The 23,454-nt window shown below is 39.1% G+C and carries 18 protein-coding genes; 11 read left to right on the top strand and 7 right to left on the bottom strand.

Annotated features, from left to right (window positions below):
- Positions 1-670: 670 nt before the first annotated feature.
- The 6 genes from ruvB to ACRWP9_RS11220 all read right to left on the bottom strand — a co-directional run bounded on the left by ruvB (position 671) and on the right by ACRWP9_RS11220 (position 8,739).
- Positions 671-1,675 carry a Holliday junction branch migration DNA helicase RuvB gene (gene ruvB / locus ACRWP9_RS11245; RefSeq protein WP_434926093.1) on the bottom strand — a complete coding sequence of 335 codons (1,005 nt, stop codon included), beginning with the start codon at positions 1,673-1,675 and terminating at the stop codon, positions 671-673.
- A gap of 20 nt (positions 1,676-1,695) precedes the next feature.
- A complete protein-coding gene (gene ruvA / locus ACRWP9_RS11240; protein ID WP_434926092.1) occupies positions 1,696-2,313 on the bottom strand; it encodes a Holliday junction branch migration protein RuvA in 618 nt (205 codons plus the stop codon).
- Complete coding sequence (ruvC, locus tag ACRWP9_RS11235; protein WP_434926091.1) at positions 2,310-2,831, bottom strand: crossover junction endodeoxyribonuclease RuvC; 522 nt, start codon at positions 2,829-2,831, stop codon at positions 2,310-2,312. The genes ruvA and ruvC overlap by 4 nt, the downstream gene beginning before the upstream one ends.
- Before the next feature lie 8 nt (positions 2,832-2,839).
- A complete protein-coding gene (locus ACRWP9_RS11230; RefSeq protein ID WP_434926090.1) occupies positions 2,840-3,586 on the bottom strand; it encodes a YebC/PmpR family DNA-binding transcriptional regulator in 747 nt (248 codons plus the stop codon).
- A gap of 153 nt (positions 3,587-3,739) precedes the next feature.
- The gene (gene aspS / locus ACRWP9_RS11225; RefSeq protein ID WP_434926089.1) at positions 3,740-5,518 is read right to left on the bottom strand and encodes an aspartate--tRNA ligase; all 1,779 of its coding nucleotides are present in this window, start codon (positions 5,516-5,518) and stop codon (positions 3,740-3,742) included.
- A gap of 398 nt (positions 5,519-5,916) precedes the next feature.
- On the bottom strand, positions 5,917-8,739 hold the full coding sequence (locus tag ACRWP9_RS11220) for a transporter substrate-binding domain-containing protein (RefSeq protein WP_434926088.1): 2,823 nt from the start codon (positions 8,737-8,739) through the stop codon (positions 5,917-5,919).
- Positions 8,740-9,043: 304 nt separating this feature from the next.
- Between ACRWP9_RS11220 and cmoA the strand changes: the two genes are divergently transcribed.
- The 7 genes from cmoA to ACRWP9_RS11185 are packed head-to-tail and all read left to right on the top strand — an operon-like array spanning position 9,044 to position 16,900.
- Positions 9,044-9,775, top strand: coding sequence for a carboxy-S-adenosyl-L-methionine synthase CmoA (cmoA, locus tag ACRWP9_RS11215; RefSeq protein WP_434926087.1), 732 nt, complete (start codon positions 9,044-9,046; stop codon positions 9,773-9,775).
- Positions 9,772-10,764, top strand: a complete 993-nt coding sequence (gene cmoB, locus ACRWP9_RS11210) for a tRNA 5-methoxyuridine(34)/uridine 5-oxyacetic acid(34) synthase CmoB (RefSeq protein ID WP_434926086.1) — start codon at positions 9,772-9,774, stop codon at positions 10,762-10,764. Before cmoA ends, cmoB begins: the two co-directional genes overlap by 4 nt.
- Before the next feature lie 25 nt (positions 10,765-10,789).
- A complete protein-coding gene (locus ACRWP9_RS11205; protein WP_434926085.1) occupies positions 10,790-11,566 on the top strand; it encodes an ATP-dependent zinc protease family protein in 777 nt (258 codons plus the stop codon).
- 8 nt (positions 11,567-11,574) lie between these two features.
- On the top strand, positions 11,575-13,080 hold the full coding sequence (locus ACRWP9_RS11200) for an inactive transglutaminase family protein (RefSeq protein WP_434926084.1): 1,506 nt from the start codon (positions 11,575-11,577) through the stop codon (positions 13,078-13,080).
- Positions 13,080-14,036 (top strand): alpha-L-glutamate ligase-like protein, encoded by a 957-nt coding sequence (locus tag ACRWP9_RS11195; protein ID WP_434926083.1) that lies wholly within the window; start codon positions 13,080-13,082, stop codon positions 14,034-14,036. Before ACRWP9_RS11200 ends, ACRWP9_RS11195 begins: the two co-directional genes overlap by 1 nt.
- Positions 13,999-15,792, top strand: coding sequence for a hypothetical protein (locus ACRWP9_RS11190; RefSeq protein WP_434926082.1), 1,794 nt, complete (start codon positions 13,999-14,001; stop codon positions 15,790-15,792). The genes ACRWP9_RS11195 and ACRWP9_RS11190 overlap by 38 nt, the downstream gene beginning before the upstream one ends.
- Positions 15,770-16,900: a DUF3541 domain-containing protein gene (locus tag ACRWP9_RS11185; RefSeq protein WP_434926081.1), complete on the top strand. Its 1,131-nt coding sequence runs from the start codon at positions 15,770-15,772 to the stop codon at positions 16,898-16,900. The genes ACRWP9_RS11190 and ACRWP9_RS11185 overlap by 23 nt, the downstream gene beginning before the upstream one ends.
- 92 nt (positions 16,901-16,992) lie before the next feature.
- Here the strand turns inward: ACRWP9_RS11185 and grxD are convergent, their stop codons facing one another.
- On the bottom strand, positions 16,993-17,334 hold the full coding sequence (gene grxD, locus ACRWP9_RS11180; protein WP_434926080.1) for a Grx4 family monothiol glutaredoxin: 342 nt from the start codon (positions 17,332-17,334) through the stop codon (positions 16,993-16,995).
- 244 nt (positions 17,335-17,578) lie between these two features.
- Between grxD and sodB the strand changes: the two genes are divergently transcribed.
- From sodB to ACRWP9_RS11160, 4 genes are all read left to right on the top strand, one after another.
- Positions 17,579-18,160 carry a superoxide dismutase [Fe] gene (sodB, locus tag ACRWP9_RS11175; RefSeq protein WP_434926079.1) on the top strand — a complete coding sequence of 194 codons (582 nt, stop codon included), beginning with the start codon at positions 17,579-17,581 and terminating at the stop codon, positions 18,158-18,160.
- A 296-nt stretch (positions 18,161-18,456) separates the two neighbouring features.
- Complete coding sequence (locus ACRWP9_RS11170) at positions 18,457-20,391, top strand: PrkA family serine protein kinase (protein WP_434926078.1); 1,935 nt, start codon at positions 18,457-18,459, stop codon at positions 20,389-20,391.
- Between the two features lie 68 nt (positions 20,392-20,459).
- Complete coding sequence (locus ACRWP9_RS11165; RefSeq protein ID WP_434926077.1) at positions 20,460-21,728, top strand: YeaH/YhbH family protein; 1,269 nt, start codon at positions 20,460-20,462, stop codon at positions 21,726-21,728.
- Positions 21,729-21,736: 8 nt separating this feature from the next.
- Entirely contained in the window at positions 21,737-23,284 is a 1,548-nt protein-coding gene (locus ACRWP9_RS11160; RefSeq protein WP_434926076.1) for a SpoVR family protein, read from the top strand.
- Positions 23,285-23,454 lie beyond the last annotated feature (170 nt).

Genomic DNA, 23,454 nt, shown 5'->3' with positions numbered 1-23,454 from the left:
CAATCAAACACAAAAATAAACTTAATCACCATAAAATGAGTCATACTGAGCTATCTTTAGAGTAATTACTTTGTGCTAAATAGCGCTAAATTAATAGAGAGCAGGACAATATAAAAAACCTATCCAACTGATTGTATTAGCTTTAGCTATGAAAGTTGATTTCGAATACCTAGATGCAACTACACTCTTTGATTAACTACATTATCTATACTTGATTTTAAAGGAGGTTAAAAATCTAAAATAGGCACATTGTACTTGTATAAATGACATAGCTCATTAGAAATACAGGAGTAATACTTTAGGTTTACTTTATTTAATGGTATCTAGTAATTAATAAGTATTTTTTATTAAGGTTTCAACAGTCAATACCGCTTAATTTAAAAATATTCTACCGGCATAACCTATCATTTACTTCAATAAGATAAACAATTGGGATCTGTACTATTATGTCTTATTTTCTCTCTGCACACCGAATAGTATAAAAATTTAGTTACAGAATTTAGATGGCTTAGATGGCTATTTAATAAAAAATTGTGGTTTGAATTACTATCAAAGAACATTAAAGTAACAAATATTAATTAACGATAAAAATCAGAACTAATACATCCAGAAATCTTATAATAAATTTAAGGGCACCTAAGTGCCCTTATATATTTAGTCGCTAATTCAACTATTCTGGTTTGATTATATTAAAGTGCTGATAAGCCCTTTGAGTCGCAATACGACCTCGAGGTGTGCGCTGGATAAACCCTTGTTGAATGAGAAAGGGCTCTAGGACATCTTCAATGGTATCTCTATCCTCTCCAATTGCGGCTGCAAGGTTATCAAGCCCTACAGGTCCCCCCATAAATTTATCTATAATTGCTAACAACAGCTTTCTATCTAAATAATCAAAACCTTCAAGGTCGACATCAAGCAAATCAAGCGCTTGCTCTGCCACTTCCTTAGTAACAACACCATCATGTTTCACTTCAGCGTAATCTCTTACTCGGCGTAATAGACGGTTTGCAATTCGAGGTGTTCCGCGGGAGCGCCGTGCAATTTCAACCGCGCCTTCAGGGGCAATAGACAAGTTCATCACGTTAGCTGAGCGAGTCACAATCGTGGTTAAATCTGCCACATTATAAAATTCAAGACGTAACGGAATACCAAAACGAGCTCGCAGTGGAGATGTTAATGCACCAGCTCTAGTTGTTGCACCAACCAATGTAAAGGGTGGTAAATCTAATTTAATCGAACGCGCGGCAGGCCCTTCACCAATCATTATATCGAGTTGATAATCTTCTAAGGCTGGATATAAAATTTCTTCAACTACCGGGCTCAGACGATGTATTTCATCAATAAAAAGCACATCGCCCTCTTCTAAATTAGTCAACAAAGCAGCTAAGTCGCCCGCTTTTTCTAAAACAGGCCCAGAGGTTGATTTAATATTAACGCCCATCTCATTAGCAACAATCATTGCCAAAGTGGTTTTGCCTAACCCTGGAGGACCAAATATAAGCATATGATCAAGCGCTTCTTTTCGATTAAGTGCTGCTTGAATAAATACTTTTAGCTGTGCTCGAGTATCATCTTGCCCGGTATACTCATCAAGCATCTTAGGCCGCATAGCCCTGTCGACGACTTCATCGTGAATTTGAATTTCAGGCTGTATTAATCGATCCGCTTCAATCATGGTGTTACTGTCCTTTTACCTTAAAGCATCGACTTGAGTGCCGCTTTTATCAGTACTTCTGATGTCATCCCAAGCTTGAAATTAGCTGAAACAGCTTTGCTGGCTTGAGCTGGCTTATAACCTAATGATATTAAAGCTGAAATGGCATCTTCTTCAGCACTTTCAGCAGCAGGAACTGGGGAGTAATTTGATTGCAGCACAAATTCGCGCTCTGATCCTACCGATGCTTCAAGTAAAGATCTTAGCTTATCCCGCATTTCAACAATCAAGCGCTCTGCGGTTTTCTTACCGACACCGGGTAATTTAACTAAAGTGGCAATATCATCCCGCTCAACGCAAGCAACAAACTCACCCGCATTCATGCCCGATAAAATGGTGAGTGCCAATTTAGGGCCAACACCATTGGTTTTGATTAACAAACGAAATAACGCGCGCTCTTGTTTAGTAATAAAACCGTATAATAATTGCGCATCTTCACGCACCACAAAATGGGTATACACCATCGCGGGTTGATTAAGTTCAGGTAACTCATAAAAACTGGTTAACGGTACTTGAAGCTCATAACCTACGCCATTAACATCGATGACGATTTCTGGGGCATGTTTTTCAACTAAAATGCCATTCAAACGACCAATCATTTGTATCTTCCATATGTTCTTGTATTTGCACGGCCGCTTAATGCCACTAGGCTTTGGCTAGTGTGATAATGACATATCGCCACAGCCAGAGCATCTGCCGCATCAGCTTGCGGCGCTGCGGGTAATTTCAATAATTGAGTAATCATATGCTGCACTTGCGTTTTTTGCGCTCTGCCTGTGCCTACCACTGCACTTTTTATTTGTGTTGCACTGTATTCTGCAACGGGTAGGTCTGCACATGTTGCAGCCACAATAGCGGCACCGCGTGCCTGGCCTAGCTTTAGTGCTGAGTCTGCATTTTTCGCCATAAATACACGTTCAATGGCAAATTCATCGGGTTGATATTGTCTAATAATTTCAGATAACCCAGCATAAATCTGCTGTAACCTAAGGGAAAGTTCATCAGATTGTGTACGAATACAACCACTGCCTAAATACTGCTGTTGTCTACCCACACATTTTATTACACCATAACCGGTGATCCGTGAGCCTGGGTCAACACCTAAAATAATTGCCATTAATTGAGTTAGCCTAATTGTTCCATCACATCATTACTTATATCAGCGTTATGATACACTTCTTGTACATCATCATGATCTTCTAATGTATCGATTAATCTTAAAAATTGTTCGGCATTTTCAAGGTCAAGTTCGGCTTTGGTTGATGGCACCATAGTGACCTCTGCATTGTTACTGATAAATTTAGCTTTATCTAATGCATCTTTTACTTTGCCAAACGCGTTTGGTGACGTATAAACATCAATAGTACCATCATCATTGACAATAACATCATCAGCACCAGACTCTATCGCTACATCCATCACGCTATCTTCGTCTAAGCCTTCTGAATATGAAATGACTCCAAGCTTACTAAACAAATATGCCACAGAACCATCTGTGCCTAAATTACCACCATTCTTACTAAAAGCATTGCGAACACCTGATACGGTACGATTTCTGTTATCTGTCATGGTTTCAACCATCACGGCACTGCCACCAGGACCATAACCTTCATAGATGATAGTTTCTAGTTGCTGCCCTTCGATTTCACCGGCGCCTCGTTTTACCGCGCGCTCAACAGTGTCACGGGTCATATTATTTGATAAGGCTTTATCAATGGCTGCTCTGAGTCGTGGGTTAGCGTCAGGGTCTGACCCACCTTCACGCGACGCAACGGTCAACTCTCGAATAAACTTAGTAAATAACTTGCCGCGTTTAGCATCTTGTGCCGCTTTACGGTGTTTAATATTGGCCCATTTACTATGTCCTGCCATGAAAACTCCTTTATATTTTTTTGTAACGCTACCGCTTTTAAAATAATCATTTACTGCTTGATGAAAGCCTGTTGGCCACCAAAAATAGGGTGCCATAAACACAGACCGAGGCATAAGCCTCGGAATGTAGGTAAAACTTAGCTTAACAATTGATTATTCTGCGTCAGCTTTAGGCTTCTCAATCACTTGAATACCTAATTCGATTAATTGCTGTGGGTTAGCAAAACCAGGGGCATTAGTCAAAGGACACGCCGCAGTGGTCGTTTTAGGGAACGCCATCACATCACGAATAGAACTTGCACCAGTCATTAGCATGATGATGCGATCTAAACCAAACGCTAAACCTGCATGAGGAGGCGTACCATATCGTAAAGCTTCTAATAAGAAACCAAATTTTTCTTTAGCCTCATCTTTCTCGATACCTAATAAATCAAACACGGTACTTTGCATTTCAGCATTATGAATACGCACTGAACCGCCGCCTAACTCACAACCGTTTAATACCATATCGTAAGCATCAGATACTGTGTTAGCAGGATCAAGTTTTAATTGCTCTGCGTTCACACCTCGTGGCGCGGTAAATGGATGATGCACTGCGTGTAAGCCGCCTTCAACCTTTTCAAACATTGGGAAGTCAACAACCCATAATGGACGCCATTGCCCTTGTAATAAGTTAAAGTCTTCACCCGCTTTTAAGCGAAGTGCACCCAAGGCTTCTGCCACAACATTTGCTTTATCTGCACCAAATAAAATGATGTCACCTGTTTGAGCGCCTGTACGGTCAATGATTTGCTTAACGATGTCTTCATTTAAGAATTTAAGCACGGGTGATTGAATACCGTCCATACCAGCATCTACATCATTTAGCTTCATCCAAGCTAACCCTTTGGCACCATAAATACCGGCGAATTTGGTGTAATCATCGATTTGTTTACGTGATAACGAAGCACCAGTAGGAATGCGAAGCGCCGTAACACGACCTTCTATATCATTTGCTGGACCGTTAAAGACTGCAAACTCAACGTTTTTAACTAAATCGGCAATATCGACTAATTCAAGAGGATTTCGTAAATCTGGCTTATCTGACCCAAAACGGCGCATTGCATCTGCATACGTCATTCTTGGAAAATCACCTAAATCAACATTTAATAAGTCTTGAAATAAACCGCGCATCATTTGCTCAGTTTTTTCCATCACTTGCTCTGATGTCATGAAAGATGTTTCGATATCAATTTGAGTAAATTCAGGTTGACGATCAGCACGTAAATCTTCATCACGGAAACATTTCACGATTTGATAATAACGGTCAAAACCTGACATCATCAATAACTGTTTAAATAGCTGTGGTGACTGTGGTAATGCAAAAAATTGACCTTTATACGTACGACTTGGGACTAAATAATCTCGTGCACCTTCTGGCGTTGCCTTGGTCAATATTGGCGTTTCAATGTCTAAAAAGCCATTGGTGTCGAGAAAGTTACGCACATAACTGGTGACTTTGGCGCGGAATACGATCCGTTCAGCCATTTCAGGACGACGTAAATCAAGATAGCGATATTTTAAACGTTGTTCTTCACTATTATTTTGATAATTATCCATGCTAAGTGGTAATGGCGCAGATGCATTGATAATCGTTAAGCCTTTACCTAAGATTTCAATTTCACCTGTTTTCATTTGCGCATTAACTTGGCTGTCTGGACGAGCACGGACTAAGCCAGTTACTTGGACACAAAATTCACCGCGCAAGGTACTGGCGATATCAAATACGTCTTTTAAGTCAGGATCGTAAACAACTTGAATTAACCCTTCACGATCACGTAAATCGAAGAAAACCACTCCGCCTAAATCACGGCTACGATTAACCCAACCTACTAAGGTAACTTCTTGACCTAAATGAGACTTATTAATGTCTCCACAATAATGGCTACGCATTGAACTCTATCCTTTAAATAAAAGCGATTTTAGCAAAGCAAACGTTCGCATATCAAAAATGATAAAAACGCCATTATATACCCAAACAAACCTAAGATGCTCGTCTCAAGCACAATTTATTAATCCTAATTGAGCCTATATTACGCGGCGTTAGTTTTTATAAATTAAATAGCTAAAATAGCGGGCATCATTAAGAATAATCAGGCGATATGCCGTTATCAGAATAAAAAAGGCAGTATCAAGGAGAATGAGTTAATTGACCAGAGTAGAAGTGATTATTTGTCATCAACTGAATAAAAAAACAACACTCTAAGTCGGCTTGAAAAAAAATGTCTCGGTATATTGCAGATTCCAATATAAACGACTGCGATATTAGCCACATACTGGGATGCTCTACTTTAATGATTTGTTCGATATTGATGACCACCCACTCTTTTAGCTTGGTACATCAAAAAATCAGAATGCTTCATTAATTCCTCTGCTATTACGCCATCATGTGGGTACATTGCAATACCAATACTGGCGGATATTTGAATTGATTTACCTTCAATGTTATCAATTTGAGACAAGCTATTAAGTAACGAACTCGCCAGTTTTTTTGCATCATCAACTTTTTCTAATTGATTGATTAAAATAATAAATTCATCCCCACCGAAACGAGCAACAGAGTCAGTATCTTTGACAAGCGATTTAAATACCTCAGCAACTTGTGCTAAGAGAAGATCACCTATGGCATGGCCATGAACATCGTTAACAATTTTGAAGCCATCCAAATCAATAAACAATATTGCAAACTTTGAGTGAGTTTTTTGATGGGTCTCAATTGCGATAATTATCAGTTTATCGATTAATGTACGATTAGCTAATCCCGTCACACTGTCATGATTTGCCAAAAACACTAATTTCTCTTCGGCATGTTCGCGACGGTGAATCTCTAATTTTAATCGACGATTGACCACTAAAACCATTACAGTTATCGCACTTACTACCAAAAGCCCGATAATAAGAGAATTCATCCAACGCTGGTAAAACAGATCGTCGGTATTTAATTTAACATCGTTCCACTTTTGATAAAGTTGTTGTTGAGCTGCTTTATCAATTGTACCAATCACCCGATTAATAAGTGGCACCAGCTCCTCAAGGCCCGAAAATATACCAATCCTACTCTGTTGATCAGCTAAATCCGCAAGTAAAGACAGTTTTAAACTAGGGTAATCGCCATTTTTAAGTGAATCAGCCAATGAGGTTACTTTTTCAACAAACATGTCCGCAGTCCCACTCACCACAGCATTTAGGCCTGCACGTGTATCAGGGACTAATACTAATTTCAACTTGGGGAGTTGTTGATTTAATTGATCAATTAACTGATAGCCTTCGACAACAGCAATCGTTTTATTGTCTAATTGATTGATATTAAAAATTGGCGGTTGAGTTAAATCACTGGCCACAGCCCAAGGTGAAGGCCAATAGGGATCACTAAATAAAATGGTATTATCACGCTCACTGTTAGAGGCCAAACTGGCCACTAATTGAATCTCACCACTGCGCAGTTGCTGCATCATTTTATCAAAGGTTTCAAATGCAACAGGGATAACTGACATACCCAAGTGATTAACAAATAAAGACTTAATATCAGAGTTAACCCCTAAAAACTCGCCATTTTTACCTTGAAACTCCATCGGACGCCAATCTTTGACGTAACCCATTTTGATCGCGCCCAGACTCGATAAGTATGTTTTATCTTGACTGGATAAGACAATGTTTTGATGCTGCCCTGAAAAATATCGATCATCAGGATTAATAAGCCATTTTCGTTCTATTTGCAGGCGTTCTTCGGGAGAAATTAATTCAAATCCAGCGCGGATTCTCTCCTCTAAGCCACTGTCTTCCGGGCGGATCAAGCTATAAATATCAGTTGAGAACTCAATATTAATATATTGAGTAAAATCAGCCCAAAGCTTGCTGCCGAGTAAATAATGAGACGTGGTGGCAGAAGAGGCTATAAAACCAATAATGTCACCTTTAAGCGCAGCGTCAACCATCAACTCTGTCGATTCATAAAAACGTAATTGTGCATTTGGGTATAAATTGTGGATTTCAGAAATATAAGGCGCGGTAGGAAACACGCCGATTCGAATATTTTTAAGTGTATTTAAATCAGCTATGTTCTTTTTTAAACTGAAAAAACGGCTCTTCACTGACGTGATATGCCAAGCTTGTTTGAGACCAGTGTTCATTTCATTGCTTTCAGGATACCCAATATGAACATCAGCAAAACCACGCTTAATATCTGCAATAGAGCTGTTCATATCGCCAACAACAAAATCAATACTAATGCCACTTTTGCTTGACCAGAGATTCCATAAATCAACAAATAACCCGTGGGGTAATCCGTCATTACCGATATCAACGAAAGGCTCAACATTGCTTTGCATGGCAATAAGTAGTCCAGCATTCTGTCGGTTATAACCTAACCAACGCCGCTCAATTCGTTTAATTTGTTCAACATCAACTTTTTCGAAACCTTGATTAATTTTAGCCAGTAACTGAGCTTTACCATTTCTAACTGCTGCAACGAGATCTACCTTCGCTATCGGGATCCTTGCTGAACTATAATAGTCATTAGCAATATTTTGCTCTAATGCCATATCTCGTTGATAGCCTTCAATTCCAGCAAAGACCAGCACCTCGCCGTTCATCGCTCCAACAAGTAATGCTTCTCTGCTACTATATTTTTGAAAATTAAAGTTTGGATTAACAGCTAGAAGTGTTTGTTCATGGGATGAACCATTTACAATACCTATTTTATAAGGCACTAAATCAGATAACTGATGCTTTTTACCAATCGTTTTATGAATAAATAAATAGGTTTGCAACGATGTAATTGGATTGGAGAAATCAAACAAAGTTTGTCTAGAAGCATTAGATGCCATGCCGATATGTATATCGGCATCACCCGACTGGAGCTGGTCCAAAGATTGTTGCCAATTCTGTATAAGGAATTCAACTTTAGTATCTGTAACAAGTGCCCACTCTCGCCAAAGATCAACTAAGATACCTGCAGCATGCTGATTTTCGTCTACATATTGAAATGGATAAGAATCCTCTCCCATTACAATTTTCAATGTTCCCTCTGCAACGGCGGTATCTTGTGAGCTTGCAAAAACTATATTGGCAGTACTGATTACTAAACAGAAGAGTAATCCGACGATTAATTTCAAGTGTCATCCCTATCTACTAGATATACTAATCACTATTAACGGATATAAAGCAATGCTTGTTGATTATATTCCACTAATAGTTAACAAAAATTGAACATCCCTAAGATCGTAATTTACCTCAGGTTGCGTCATAATTCTAATAAATATTGCCTTGTTAACGGCCAGTTTAGCAAGGTTTTTACATAAAACGTCAAATAAGACATCACACACAAGATAATAAAATTTAATATATTTTTAACCAGTACTTGCTGGTCATCACTATGATTAGCTAAAATGTGCTTAGAATTTTAAAACCTGTTATCACATGCACTCAGAATTAGATAATATTTATGCCTCAGCAACTAATAAAGTTGCTGATTTTGTATTTGATCAAAAAGTCGCTGGCGTGTTTAACGACATGATACGTCGATCTGTTCCTGGATATGGTCAAATCATTAATACTATTGGTGACTTTGCTAGTACTTATGTCACCAAAAACTCCACTGTTTACGACCTTGGCTGTTCGCTTGGAGCTGCAACATTAAGTATTCGGCGCCAAATTGAACAACGTCAATGTAAAATTGTTGCCGTTGATAACAGTCAATCGATGATAGAACGTTGTAGTGAAAACCTTTTAGCCTATGTCAGTGATACGGATGTAGAACTTGTTTGCGGTGATATTAGGGACATTGAATTTAAAAATGCTTCTATGGTGGTGTTAAATTTTACCCTACAATTTCTGCCAATAGCCGATCGTGACACGTTAATTAACAAAATATATCAGGGTATGCTACCTGGTGGTATTCTGGTTATCTCTGAAAAGTTACGTTTTGATGATGAAACCATACAAGTATTACTTGATAAACATCATTTAGATTTTAAACGTGCAAATGGCTACAGTGAGTTAGAAATAAGCCAAAAAAGAAGTGCACTTGAAAATGTGATGCGCCCAGATACACTCAGCCATCATCAACATCGCTTTGAAAAATGTGGCTTTCAACACTTTAATGTGTGGTTTCAATGTTTCAATTTTGCATCGATGGTGGCGATTAAATGATAAGCTTTAGCGCATTTTATAAAGAAATAGCAGATTCTAATTTGCAACATTGGTTAGAAACGCTACCGTCTATTCTGGGTAATTGGCAGCGTGAACACAAACATGGCAACTTACCCAAATGGGAAAAAGTGCTCAATAAACTGCATTATCCCACACCAGATCTAGTTGAGTTCACCTCAAATGTTACCATTGGGAGTGGCAAACAGCTTACTGATGGTCAGACAGAAAAACTGACTAATTTACTCGGCGTATTTCAACCGTGGCGCAAAGGTCCCTTCTCTATCCATGGCATTGAAATTGATACAGAATGGCGAAGTGATTGGAAATGGGATAGAGTTAAGCCACATATATCACCTTTAAAAAATCGAACTGTATTAGATGTTGGCTGTGGAAGTGGCTACCATATGTGGCGTATGTTTGGTGAAGGCGCAAAATGCGTTGTGGGAATAGACCCTTCTCCGTTATTCTTATGTCAATTTGAGGCAGTAAAAAGATTAGCGGGTAACCAACACCCAATTTATTTATTACCATTAGGTATTGAAGAACTTCCACCTTTAGATGCTTTTGATACGGTATTTTCCATGGGCGTACTTTACCATCGTCGCTCGCCGATTGATCACATTATGCAGTTACGTGACCAATTGAGAATGGGAGGAGAGCTCGTAATCGAAACGTTAGTTATAGATGGTGATGAAAACGCGGTACTTGTCCCTAAAGACAGATATGGCAAAATGAATAATGTGTGGTTTTTACCTTCAGTGGCTGCATTAATTCTGTGGCTAGAAAAGTGTGAATTTACCAACGTCAGATGCGTTGACGTCGATATCACTTCATTAGCAGAACAACGCAGCACAACTTGGATGAAAAATGAATCGCTTGTTGATTATCTTGACCCAAATGATGTGAGCTTAACGGTTGAAGGCTACCCTGCACCGAAAAGAGCCATTATTATTGCGACTAAAAACCAACCCAATTTAGATTTAATTTAACTCATAATATTCAACAGGAATTGACATGTTTAAGCAGGCACTTGCACTAACTATTGCAGTATTGATTGTTTCAGGTTGCACAGCAACCCAGCATTCCCATGCACCATCAATCTCAAATGCTGATTTAAACAGCACGCTGCAAACATCCCAAGCACAAATTATTACCGCTTTTAATGACCAATGCAGCAAACAATCTGACGATATTACTGGATTATCGATCGAGTTACGTAAGTTAAAGACACAAGTCAGCGAAGCAATGGCACAGTCGCAAAAGCTCGCAGTTGCGCCTGTAGTTGCTCCAGCACCTAGACCTGTAGCAGTGCCGTCACAATGTCCTGAATCTCTCATTGGTGAGAAATTCTTACTAGGTGAAGCTGAAAGTGTTTATATGGATGAAGTTAAAACAACATTCGCTACCCGTATCGATACCGGAGCTGAGTCATCTTCATTAGATGCTCGAAACATTGTCCTTTTTGAACGGAATGGCGAAGAATGGGTGAGATATGATGTAATGACTAATGGCCCAGACAAAGCAGGAAATACTTTCGAGTCAAAAGTTGAACGCTTTGTCCGCATCAAACAAGATGCTACTAGTGAAGATGACCGCCGCCCTGTTATTCATGCGCATCTAAAAATTGGTCAATATTCAGCTGAAACTGATTTAAATTTAACTGACAGAAGCCATTTAGATTACCCACTACTTCTTGGCCGTAAGTTTATGAAAGATATTGCCATCGTTGATGTAGGTCAAATCTACATTCACGGTAAAGATAAAAACCAAGTGACCACACTTATTAAATAGGCGACAAAATGCACTCTCGTAAACCGTTTTATATATTTGTATTTTTACTGTTTTTTGTCGGTATTGGTGCCAGCATCTATCGTGGTATTGAGCATAATGTGCCATTTTTGCCGGGTGAACAGGTTCAAAGTTGGGCAATTGATGCAAAAGTCAGCTTTAGTGGCCGTAACCAGCCTGCAGAAGTGCAATTTTCATTACCTAATGATCCCGCGTTTGACATTCTAGTCGAAAACACAACCTCACCAGGTTACGGTTTAACTATTACTGAAGAGCAAAATCGCAAAGCGATTTGGTCGATTAGAGAAGCATCCGGACCACAGTCTTTATTTTACCGTGTCACACTAGTGCCAACAGGCAAATTAGAAATCAAATCTGAACAAGAACCCACTGACACTGAAGTTTATCTTTGGCCTGCAACAGAAAAGGCCGCTGCAGAACAAATTGTAGAAGAAGTTTGGCTTCGCAGTGCGACCAATTTATCTTTTGCAAAGCAATTGTTGGATTTGATCCACGATAAAAATCAAAGTCAAAATATGTCGTTATTGCTATCGACTAACACTTCGACCAAATTATTCTTACAAATGCTACACACTAAAGGCGTTCCAGCACGAAATGTCAGTGGCTTAGTATTAGAAGATCAACGTCGTCGTCAAACATTAACGACTTATGTGCAAGTTTATCAAGATGGTTTATGGCACTTGTTTGATGTTGTTAACAACAAGCAAGGCAGAGACGGTAATCTTGTATTATGGGAATATGCTGGTGGCTCTGTTTTAGAAGTTATGGGCGGTCGTAGCTCACAAGTTAGCTTCTCAATGTTACAAGATACGCGCTCCGCATTAGCCACATCGATTGATATGATGATGACTGATGACGCATTAGATTTTTCTTTGTACCAACTTCCACTTGAGGAGCAAAGCTTATTTAAAGGTATATTATTGATCCCTATCGGTGTGATGGTGGTTGTTTTCCTTCGCGTGATTGTCGGTATTAAAACATCTGGTACTTTTATGCCAGTATTAATTGCGATGGCCTTTATTCAAACCACCCTACTAACGGGTTTAATTGGTTTCTTATTGATTGTCGCATTCGGATTAATGATCCGCTCCTACCTCTCAACCTTAAATTTATTGTTGATATCCCGAATATCCGCGGTGATTATTGTGGTGATCTTCATCATCGGCCTGTTCACCTTAATCTCATTTAAATTAGGTTTAAGTGAAGGGTTAACTGTGACCTTTTTCCCAATGATCATTTTAGCGTGGACAATCGAGCGTATGTCAATTTTGTGGGAAGAAGAAGGCCCTAAAAAAGTGTTCATTTCAGGTGGTGGCAGTTTGTTTGTTGCAACCATAGCTTACCTCGCTATGAGCAGTGAATTAGTACAACACTGGGTGTTTAACTTCCTAGGTATACATTTGGTTATCTTAGGTTTAGTGCTTGTAATGGGACAATACACTGGCTACCGTTTAACCGAGTTAAAGCGCTTTAAACCCTTAGTGGGAGAGAAGTAATGAAGTATGCCTGGCCTTGGGAATTAAGCCGCGCAGGCGTGCTGAACATGAACAAGCGAAACATCGGTTATATAGGTAGATACAATCCACGTAAGCACTACAAACGTGTGGACGATAAGTTAATTACCAAGCAGCTTGCATTAGCAAATGGCATTGCTGTACCCGATTTAATTGGTGTTGTTCAAGAACAACATGATATTGAACTGATACCTGCGATGGTAATTGATAGAAGCGGTTTTGTTATCAAACCCGCTAAAGGGTCTGGCGGTAAAGGGATCCTGGTGATTACTAGAGTTGACAATGGCCGTTATTACAAGGCAAATGGCGATGAAGTAACCCCTAACGAAATATATCGTCATGTTTCAAATACATTAAGCGGTTTATTTTCACTGGGTGGCAGACCCGATGTTGCCATTGTGGAAGGCTTAATTGTATTTGATCCCGTATTCAACGGTGTGAGTTACGAAGGTGTGCCTGATATACGATTAATCGTGTTTAAAGGGTTCCCTGTCATGGGTATGCTGCGTTGTTCAACTGCAGCCTCTGACGGTAAAGCTAACTTGCACCAAGGTGCTGTGGGTATTGGATTAGATATTGCCACTGGCAAAAGTTTACACGCGGTTCAATTTGACGTGCCGGTAGATAAACATCCTGATACTCACTTCCCTTTATCCGACATTCAAGTGCCGCATTGGGAAACGCTACTTCATACAGCTTCTAGAGCCTATGAAATGTGTGAAATGGGCTACCTTGGGACCGACATGGTATTAGATAAAAATCGTGGCCCCTTGCTGTTAGAGCTTAATGCTCGTCCAGGTTTAACCATTCAAATAGCAAATGGTAAAGGCATTCTCCCCCGCCTTAAACACGTAGAGTCTTTAAAAGGCGCGACAATGTCAGTTGACCAACGTGTAGAATATGCGAAAAAGCATTTTTGCGATCAGCCTAAGTTTTAATTTATTGGCCACGGCACTCGCCGTGGCCAATCCTTTAAGCCTGTTTGTAGATCAATGTTTACAATTTGATGCCGAAAGTCAGGTTGCAATTCCTAATGCCTGGCAATCATCAAGCAAAACACCTTATCCTCCCCTAACGCAATCAGTATCGTTAAATGAATTAGTTGCATTTGAATCGTCGCTTCTGTCACTGAATAATTTAAATGATCGCAATAATTACTATCGCCGCTTGACTCAACAAACAGAATATCAGCAGAATCTGCTGATGTGCCAAGTTCATTTAGCCGATGAACTCTCATGGTTACTTAATCAAATTGATCCACAATTATTACAAGCTGACAAAGCCAGCTTCAAATTATCGCCACATCAACAGCCTTATTATTGGTATCTAACCAGTATTCAACAATTAAAAAATGCCAAGCTCAATGTTGACGTTAAATCTATGCTACATGGTTTACAAACAAGCATAGAATACAACCTAAGACAGCAATATCTATTCGAGGCAAACGCAGAATGTGCACTTGAGACAGCCTCTGAATCAACAAAAAAATCTATTAATAATATCTCGACTACTGCACAGAATGTTGCTCGTTACCTGTTATTACAACCGAAATCATCATGCAGACAACAAGCTTGGTTAGCTTATCAAGGACGAGCGAAAGAGGTTAATCAAACAAATTTACTTGTTATTCATAAAATTAAAACTAAACAGGCAAAAGAAAATGGATTTGCTGACTCTGCTGACTTCCAATTAAAAAACAGTGGGTTAACTGTTGAACAATTATCTCTATTTTTAAACAGCCAAACAGAAAACATCCAAGTTGCACCTTGGGATTTACCACAAGCATTAAAAAAACAACCCAAAATTACAACCGAGATTCAAACCACTGCGCATTTCATTGACACGGTATTTGAGCAGCTATCCCTATTTAGTTTAGATTTTGAACGACTTCCAACAAGCGCAAATACCACCGATATTTATCGCGTTTGGCATAAAAAAAGATTATTAGGTGAAATTTTTCTGGATATCAATACAGGCGAAGCAGCCCAAGCAGTAAACGTTGACTATTTCACTATAAAGCAGTCTGTAGTAGGACAACAATTAGGCCAATATGCTTTAAATGTGCCTTTTGAATTAACCAAGGTAAAACAGTATGATGACCTAATATTTGCCCTAAGCGATATCGTCAATCAGTTAGCAAAGGGAAGTCAATTTTACTATGTTAATCAACAGAATATTTCGCCACTAAATCAGCAGTTAGGTACTTATTGGTTAGCAACATGGTTAACATCAAATTTAAAACTAGATCATCAACAACACCCTAGGGCCAAACTCATTAATTCATTTAAGAAACAACAGCTGGTCTTTCGCTCCAAAGTTGCGCTACTCTTTTACCAACAACAAGACCTATCTAAGTTTGAGTTATACCAGCCAATTTTGAACCGAATGTTGTCTCAATCCTTTGAAGACAGCTTTGGTGTGCCCTATTTATCGGCTTCTGATGCAATATTTAGTTATCTTGCTATTGCTAATCAAGGGATTAGTTATTATCTTCTGCTGTGGCAACAAACACTGGCGCAGTTAATCTACAATGAATCACTTTCCAGCAGCCAAGCCAAGGCTATATTTGATGTCATCGTTGTGAATGAACATCATCAAAGTCTTTATGATCAATTGTCTGCCGTATTTAAACAGCCAATGGATTTTGAACATCTATTATGGAGAATCAATTATGTTGGCACTAAGCAAGAGTAAAACACTCTCGTTTTTTGTATTATCCGCTGTACTATTAAGCAGTAGTTTATTTGCTAAAGAATCATACCTAAAACAGACTCATAACTTAACCGATGAACAAGTTTACCAGCAAATCAAAACCAATCTCGAAACTAATCTTTATACTTTACCTCCAAGAGTTCAAGGCCATTACGCTATTCGTCAATTCCGCATGACAGGTGATCCCAAGTACGCTAATGGTGCGTTAATTGATTTACTCACCATAGCTGAATCACAAGCTTATTTTGCCTGTAATCTCAATAAACCGCACTTCATTGATGATGAGTCAGCATTGGCAGCGAGTCTGTTAGGTCATAAAGCGAGAGGTTTAGCACGTAAAGAAGCTATTGCTCCTTATCCAAAATTCATGTTATTTACTGACTTATTGCGTTTTTCAAGCCGTATAGATGAGTTTGGTTTTACGGGTCCTTGCCATGATTTGCTATTCAGCACCTTAAAGGCGCATGATTTTACAGCCTCCTTTACCGACAATAAGATGATTGAGTCATGGGCTGCGCAACTGATTAACTATGTATATTGGGCTAAGCAAATCGGTGTAGGCGATTATTACCAGGCCTACAAAACGGCGTTTATTAATACTTATCCTGATAGTAAAGATGCGACACTTTCAAAGGCACAGTACAAAAATAAGATTTATGGCATGACCCATTTTATTTTTGCTGCCAGCGGATATTATCAAAATGAAGTTGAACCGAAAGAGTTTCAATGGATCTTAGATTATTTTGAAAAAAACCTAGATAAAATTATCGCCGACACTACAGAAGATATCAGTACAGAAGTGGGAATTAGTTTCCTAATAACGGGGCATAGCAATCACAACGTCACTCAAAAAGTTAAAAAGCACATCATTGCGGCATATAATCCAGAAACTCAAATGATACCATCACCCAAGGGTAGATCAGACTTATCCTCTGGCGAACACAGAAATGTACTTGCCATGATGCTATTAAATTGGCCAGAAACGCTTCACCCTGGCCCATACCTGAACAATATCCCGAGTACGAAGAAGAATCTTCCTCGTTTAGTTAATGTAAAATCTGATCAAAATACACTCGACAGCAAGCAGTAATCACATTAATAATATCAATATAATTGCCAAGTCTTAAATACAAAAAACCCAATGCATGCATTGGGTTTTTCTTAAGCTAAACAATAAACAGCTTATTCTGCGGCATCTTCAGTGCGGAATTTATCTGCAGTCGCTTTAATAATCGGTTGTAACTCACCTTTTTGGAACATCTCGGTAATAATGTCACAGCCGCCAATCAACTCACCCTCAACCCACAACTGTGGGAAGGTTGGCCAATTTGCAAACTTAGGTAATTCAGCGCGGATATCTGGGTGCTGTAAAATATCAACAAACGCAAACTGCTCACCACAGTTAATCATCACTTGTGCAACTTGAGAAGAAAAACCACAACTAGGTAATTTAGGAGAGCCTTTCATATAAACTATGATTGGGTTTTCACTCAGTTGCTGCTTAATTTTTTCTACAGTTTCCATTTTCATTCCTAATGGTAGATAAAGTACTAATAGCCATATTGTACGACACCTTAAGCCATAACAAAATGCCACAGTTTGTAAGGGTATAGATTAATTCATCTTATGAATGGCCATAATCGAGATTTTTCCAGAAACAATGATTCACATCACAAAAATAATCAGTACAATAGCTGCAGAGCAGTGTACCTATTTAGTATTTAATTTAGGTATAAAAACGATAACCTAACTCCATGGAGAGAGACTAATGGCTTTCGAATTACCAGCATTACCTTATGCAAAGAACGCACTTGAACCGCATATTTCTCAAGAAACGATTGAATACCACTATGGTAAGCATCACAACACTTACGTTGTAAAATTAAATGGTTTAGTTGAAGGCACTGAATTTGCTGGAAAAAGCTTAGAAGAAGTCGTTAAAACTTCTACTGGTGGCATGTTTAACAATGCAGCTCAAGTTTGGAACCATACCTTTTACTGGAACTGCCTTGCACCAAATGCTGGCGGCGCACCAACTGGTGCTGTTGCAGCTGCTATCGATGCTTCATTCGGTTCTTTCGAAGAATTCAAAACTAAATTTACTGATTCTGCAGTAAATAACTTCGGTAGCGCTTGGACTTGGTTAGTTAAGAAAGCTGATGGTTCATTAGCAATAGTTAACACCAGCAATGCCGCTACGCCACTGACTGATGAATCAGTGACCATTTTAATGACTGTAGATGTTTGGGAACATGCTTATTACGTTGATTACCGTAATGCACGTCCAGAATATTTAAATCACTTCTGGCAATTAGTTAACTGGGATTTTGTGAACAGCAACTTCGCTTAATCACAATCCTCGTTATCTTAAAAAGAGCCCTAGGGCTCTTTTTTTATAGGTGTAATTTAGCTTATTTACTTCTTCAGAACAGCAAACACCTATTACTGACTATAAATGCAACTATTGCAATTGCTACGTTCCTCCTTGTTTTATAAACCATAATTTACAAAACTGTTGCGCAATATCACACTTTCTATTCTAAGCTTATATTGTAGAGGCCAAAAAGATTGATTGGCAACAACGCCAATATTGCTTAATTCCTCGCCATTGTTGCCATCCCGGCATAGACGTCTAAGGGGCTTATTATGGGCATTTTCGAACATTACCAACAACATTACGAGAAAAAACTCGATGAGGAATATACCTTAGAGCAATTCCTTGATATCTGTAAACAGGATAAAGGTGCCTACGTTTCAGCTGCAGAGCGGTTGTTAATGGCGATTGGTGCACCTGAAGTCATAGACACATCGAAAAACTCTGTCTTAAGTCGTATTTTTTCCAATCGTCTCATCTCCCGCTACCCTGCTTTTAAAGATTTTTATGGTATGGAAGAAGCGATTGAACAAATTGTGTCTTACCTTAAGCATTCTGCTCAGGGCTTAGAGGAATCAAAGCAGATTTTATATTTATTAGGCCCTGTGGGTGGGGGTAAATCATCACTGGCGGAAAAGCTTAAATCCCTTATTCAACATATGCCTATCTATATTTTAAGCGCAAATGGCGTGCGTAGTCCGGTTAACGATCATCCATTCTGTTTGTTCGATTTGGATGAGGATGGCAGCATTTTACAACAGGAATATGCAATACCGCATCGCTATCTTAAAACCATCATGTCCCCTTGGGCGGTTAAACGGTTACATGAATTTGGCGGCGATATTAGCAAATTTAGAGTCGTTAAAGTCTACCCATCAATTCTAGATCAAATCGGAATAGCAAAAACCGAACCTGGCGATGAAAACAACCAAGATATTTCGGCACTCGTCGGTAAAGTCGACATTCGCCAATTAGAGCACTTCTCACAGGATGATGCCGATGCTTACGCCTATTCTGGCGCATTATGTCGAGCAAATCAGGGCATGATGGAATTTGTCGAAATGTTTAAAGCGCCGATAAAAGTGCTACACCCATTACTGACCGCTACACAGGAAGGTAACTATAACGGTACAGAAGGCTTATCGGCATTACCTTACACGGGCATTATTCTGGCCCACAGTAATGAATCAGAATGGACAACGTTTAGGAATAATAAAAATAACGAGGCCTTTTTAGACCGAGTTTATATCGTCAAAGTGCCCTACTGTTTACGTGTTTCAGAAGAAATGGAAATTTACCAAAAACTGTTGTTCAATTCTGAGCTATCTCAGTCTCCTTGCGCGCCTGGCACACTGGAAACATTGGCCCAATTTAGTGTGTTATCACGCATTAAAACGCCTGATAACTCCTCTGTTTACTCAAAAATGCGCGTTTATAACGGTGAAAGCTTAAAAGACACTGACCCTAAGGCAAAGTCGTATCAAGAATATCGTGACTATGCGGGTGTCGATGAAGGGATGAACGGTCTATCTACCCGTTTTGCGTTTAAAATTTTGTCTAAAGTGTTTAACTTCGACCATACAGAAATCGCCGCAAATCCGGTGCATTTATTTTATGTGCTTGAGAAGCAAATCGAACAAGAGCAATTCCCCAGTGAGGTAAGTGAACGTTACCTTGAGTTTTTAAAAGGCTATTTAATCCCTAAATACGTTGAGTTTATTGGCAAGGAAATTCAAACCGCTTATCTAGAGTCCTATTCCGAATACGGTCAAAACATATTTGATCGTTATGTAACCTATGCTGACTTTTGGATCCAGGATCAAGAGTATCGAGATCCAGAAACAGGACAACAATTTGACCGAGCATCACTTAATGCTGAATTGGAAAAAATAGAGAAGCCAGCCGGAATAAGTAATCCTAAAGACTTCAGGAATGAGATTGTTAACTTTGTATTACGCGCCCGAGCTAATAATGAAGGCAATAATCCTTTGTGGACCAGTTACGAAAAACTACGAACCGTGATTGAAAAGAAAATGTTCTCCAATACCGAAGACTTACTACCAGTGATTTCATTTAATGCCAAAACATCGAACGATGATCAACGCAAACATGATGATTTTGTTAATCGCATGATGGAGAAAGGCTATACCAAGAAACAGGTCAGATTGCTGTCGGAATGGTATTTACGCGTACGTAAATCATCATAACCCAACAACATAGGCTTTACTGAACAGTACTGGGATGTAAAGCCTACATTTAGGCTTGGGAGGTGCGTATGGCTAACTTTATAGATAGACGATTAAATGCTAAAGGAAAAAGCACGGTTAATCGTCAACGATTTATTGAACGATATAAAACCCAAATAAAAAAAGCCGTCAGTGAGGCAGTGACTAGACGCAGTGTGACTGATATTGATAAAGGAGAACAGATTAGTATTCCAACTCGGGATATAAGTGAACCATCGTTTAGACAAGGACAAGGTGGTAGCCGTGAAAGAGTTCACCCTGGCAACGACCAATTTAATCGCGGCGATAAAATAGCCCGCCCTCAAGGTGGACAAGCAGGCGGCTCTGGTGACGGTGATGCTTCTGATTCTGGTGAAGGTCAGGAAGATTTTGTCTTTCAAATATCAAAAGATGAGTATCTTGAACTGTTATTTGAAGATTTAGAATTACCCAACTTACAGAAAAACCGCTTAAATAAATTGGTTGAGTATCAAACGTATCGTGCAGGATTTACCAATGATGGGGTACCTGCAAATATCAATATTATTCGTTCATTACGCTCATCTTTAGCCAGAAGAATAGCCATGAGCGGCAGTAAGAAAAAGCGACTTAACCTACTTGTGCAACAGCTTGCTGAACTTGAAAACACCCCCGGAGCCAAAGCCGAGCTTATTTTGGACTTAAAAGCTCAAATTGACATATTACAAAAACAAATTGCTAAAGTGCCTTTTATCGACACCTTTGATTTACGCTTCAACAATTACGCAAAGCGAGAAAAACCCTCAAGCCAAGCGGTGATGTTTTGCTTAATGGATGTCTCTGGTTCAATGGATCAGGCAACCAAAGATATGGCCAAGCGTTTTTATATCTTGCTGTATCTTTTTTTAACTCGTACGTATAAAAACCTCGAGGTGGTTTACATACGCCACCATACCCAAGCTAAAGAAGTGGATGAGCAGGAGTTTTTTTACTCCCAGGAAACCGGCGGCACAATAGTGTCGAGTGCTTTAAAATTAATGCATGAAATCCAACAAGCACGTTACCCCGCCAGTGAATGGAATATTTATGCCGCGCAAGCATCTGATGGTGACAATTGGTCAGACGATTCACCCGTGTGTAAAAATTTGCTTAGTCAGCATATTTTACCTTTAGTGAGGTACTTTAGTTACATTGAAATAACCCATAGACCTCACCAGAGTTTATGGCAGGAATATCAACAATTACAACAAAGCTTCGATAATATAGCGGTACAAAATATTAAGCAAGTTGATGATATTTATCCGGTATTTAGAGAACTCTTTAAAAAACAAGCTGTATAGGAGGCACTATGGATACATCTTCCCGTTCGCCTTTAAGCGATGGTCCAGAGTGGACATTTGACTTGTTGCAGGCATATCTGCATGAAATTGAAGTGGCGGCTAAATTTTTTAAAATTGATGCTTACCCCAATCAAATTGAAATTATTACCGCAGAACAAATGATGGACGCCTATGCCGGAATTGGTATGCCTATTGGATATACCCATTGGTCGTTTGGTAAACGATTTATTGAAACAGAACAAGGCTACCGTCGCGGACAGATGGGACTGGCCTATGAAATAGTGATTAATTCTGATCCATGTATCGCCTACCTTATGGAAGAAAATACCATTACTATGCAAGCATTAGTGATGGCGCACGCGAGTTTTGGGCACAATAGCTTTTTTAAAAATAACTATTTATTTAAAACCTGGACAGACGCGAGTTCAATTATTGATTATTTAGTTTTTGCTAAAAACTATATTCATCAATGCGAGCTAAAGCATGGCGTTGAGCAAGTAGAGTTAACCATTGATTCATGCCACGCCTTAATGAATTACGGTGTAGATCGTTACAAACGTCCTTCTGAAATATCTTTTAGTGAAGAGCAGGCTAGACAGGAAGAACGTGAGGCTTATTTACAAAGCCAAGTCAACGACCTGTGGCGCACTGTGCCCACCAGCAACCAAGAGCAAACCACTAAAAAAAGTAAACAATTTCCGTCAGAACCTCAAGAGAACCTTTTGTATTTTATTGAGAAAAATGCACCACTGCTTGAACCATGGCAACGTGAGATAGTGCGCATTGTGAGAAAAATGGCACAATATTTTTATCCGCAAAAACAAACCCAGGTAATGAATGAAGGTTGGGCTACGTTTTGGCACTACACTATTTTAAATCGCTTATATGATACCGGAAAAGTCACCGACAGATTTATGCTGGAGTTTTTGCGCAGCCACACAGCAGTAGTAGCTCAACCTGCCTACAACAGCCCTTACTACAACGGCATAAACCCCTATGCTTTAGGTTTTAGTATGTTTGTTGATATTAGGCGTATTTGTGAAAACCCTACCGATGAGGATAAACTCTGGTTTCCAGATATTGCTGGCAGCGATTGGTTAACTACCCTGCACTTTGCAATGAAAAACTTTAAAGATGAAAGTTTTATCAGCCAGTATTTGTCGCCTAAAGTTATCCGCGATTTTAAATTGTTTGGCATATTAGATGATGAAAAACGTACAGAGTTAAATGTGTCAGCAATACATAATGAACAGGGTTATCAAGAAATTCGTCAAATGCTGTCGCAACAATATAACTTAGCGAATATTGAGCCTAACATTCAAGTACAACATGTCGACATTAATGGTGACCGTTCTCTAACTTTACGTTACACACCGCACAATGACATACCTTTAGCCAATAACCATGCCGAAGTATTGAAGCATTTACACCGATTATGGAAGTTTAAAGTCAGTATTGAACAAGTCGATCATGCTAATAAAGTGTCGGTTTTATCAAGCTGTCCGGATCCTAAAACTGATACTGGAGATCAAAAGAGCACTATATTCTCCCAATAGAATTCTTAACAAATAGTCTAGCCTTGTAAACAGATCCAATGTATCAGTCTCAATTACATCGATAAACATCAGCAACCTCTTCTCATCAATGGCCAGTAACTTGTTAATAAAAGTAGCTGGCCAGCTACTTTCGTGCAATCAATAAACTAATACTGTTATTAATATATTTA

Origin of the sequence: Shewanella sp. HL-SH2 (assembly GCF_051164935.1) — a bacterium.
GTDB lineage: Bacteria > Pseudomonadota > Gammaproteobacteria > Enterobacterales > Shewanellaceae > Shewanella > Shewanella glacialimarina.
This window is presented reverse-complemented; position numbering and strand designations above follow the sequence as displayed.

What these genes read in the sequence shown, in the direction of transcription:
- ruvB (WP_434926093.1), bottom strand. Translation starts at nt 1,675, where the DNA reads ATGATTGAAGCGGATCGATTAATACAGCCTGAAATTCAAATTCACGAT.
- ruvA (WP_434926092.1), bottom strand. Translation starts at nt 2,313, where the DNA reads ATGATTGGTCGTTTGAATGGCATTTTAGTTGAAAAACATGCCCCAGAA.
- ruvC (WP_434926091.1), bottom strand. Translation starts at nt 2,831, where the DNA reads ATGGCAATTATTTTAGGTGTTGACCCAGGCTCACGGATCACCGGTTAT.
- ACRWP9_RS11230 (WP_434926090.1), bottom strand. Translation starts at nt 3,586, where the DNA reads ATGGCAGGACATAGTAAATGGGCCAATATTAAACACCGTAAAGCGGCA.
- aspS (WP_434926089.1), bottom strand. Translation starts at nt 5,518, where the DNA reads ATGCGTAGCCATTATTGTGGAGACATTAATAAGTCTCATTTAGGTCAA.
- cmoA (WP_434926087.1), top strand. Translation starts at nt 9,044, where the DNA reads ATGCACTCAGAATTAGATAATATTTATGCCTCAGCAACTAATAAAGTT.
- cmoB (WP_434926086.1), top strand. Translation starts at nt 9,772, where the DNA reads ATGATAAGCTTTAGCGCATTTTATAAAGAAATAGCAGATTCTAATTTG.
- ACRWP9_RS11205 (WP_434926085.1), top strand. Translation starts at nt 10,790, where the DNA reads ATGTTTAAGCAGGCACTTGCACTAACTATTGCAGTATTGATTGTTTCA.
- ACRWP9_RS11200 (WP_434926084.1), top strand. Translation starts at nt 11,575, where the DNA reads ATGCACTCTCGTAAACCGTTTTATATATTTGTATTTTTACTGTTTTTT.
- ACRWP9_RS11195 (WP_434926083.1), top strand. Translation starts at nt 13,080, where the DNA reads ATGAAGTATGCCTGGCCTTGGGAATTAAGCCGCGCAGGCGTGCTGAAC.
- ACRWP9_RS11190 (WP_434926082.1), top strand. Translation starts at nt 13,999, where the DNA reads ATGCGAAAAAGCATTTTTGCGATCAGCCTAAGTTTTAATTTATTGGCC.
- ACRWP9_RS11185 (WP_434926081.1), top strand. Translation starts at nt 15,770, where the DNA reads ATGTTGGCACTAAGCAAGAGTAAAACACTCTCGTTTTTTGTATTATCC.
- grxD (WP_434926080.1), bottom strand. Translation starts at nt 17,334, where the DNA reads ATGGAAACTGTAGAAAAAATTAAGCAGCAACTGAGTGAAAACCCAATC.
- sodB (WP_434926079.1), top strand. Translation starts at nt 17,579, where the DNA reads ATGGCTTTCGAATTACCAGCATTACCTTATGCAAAGAACGCACTTGAA.
- ACRWP9_RS11170 (WP_434926078.1), top strand. Translation starts at nt 18,457, where the DNA reads ATGGGCATTTTCGAACATTACCAACAACATTACGAGAAAAAACTCGAT.
- ACRWP9_RS11165 (WP_434926077.1), top strand. Translation starts at nt 20,460, where the DNA reads ATGGCTAACTTTATAGATAGACGATTAAATGCTAAAGGAAAAAGCACG.
- ACRWP9_RS11160 (WP_434926076.1), top strand. Translation starts at nt 21,737, where the DNA reads ATGGATACATCTTCCCGTTCGCCTTTAAGCGATGGTCCAGAGTGGACA.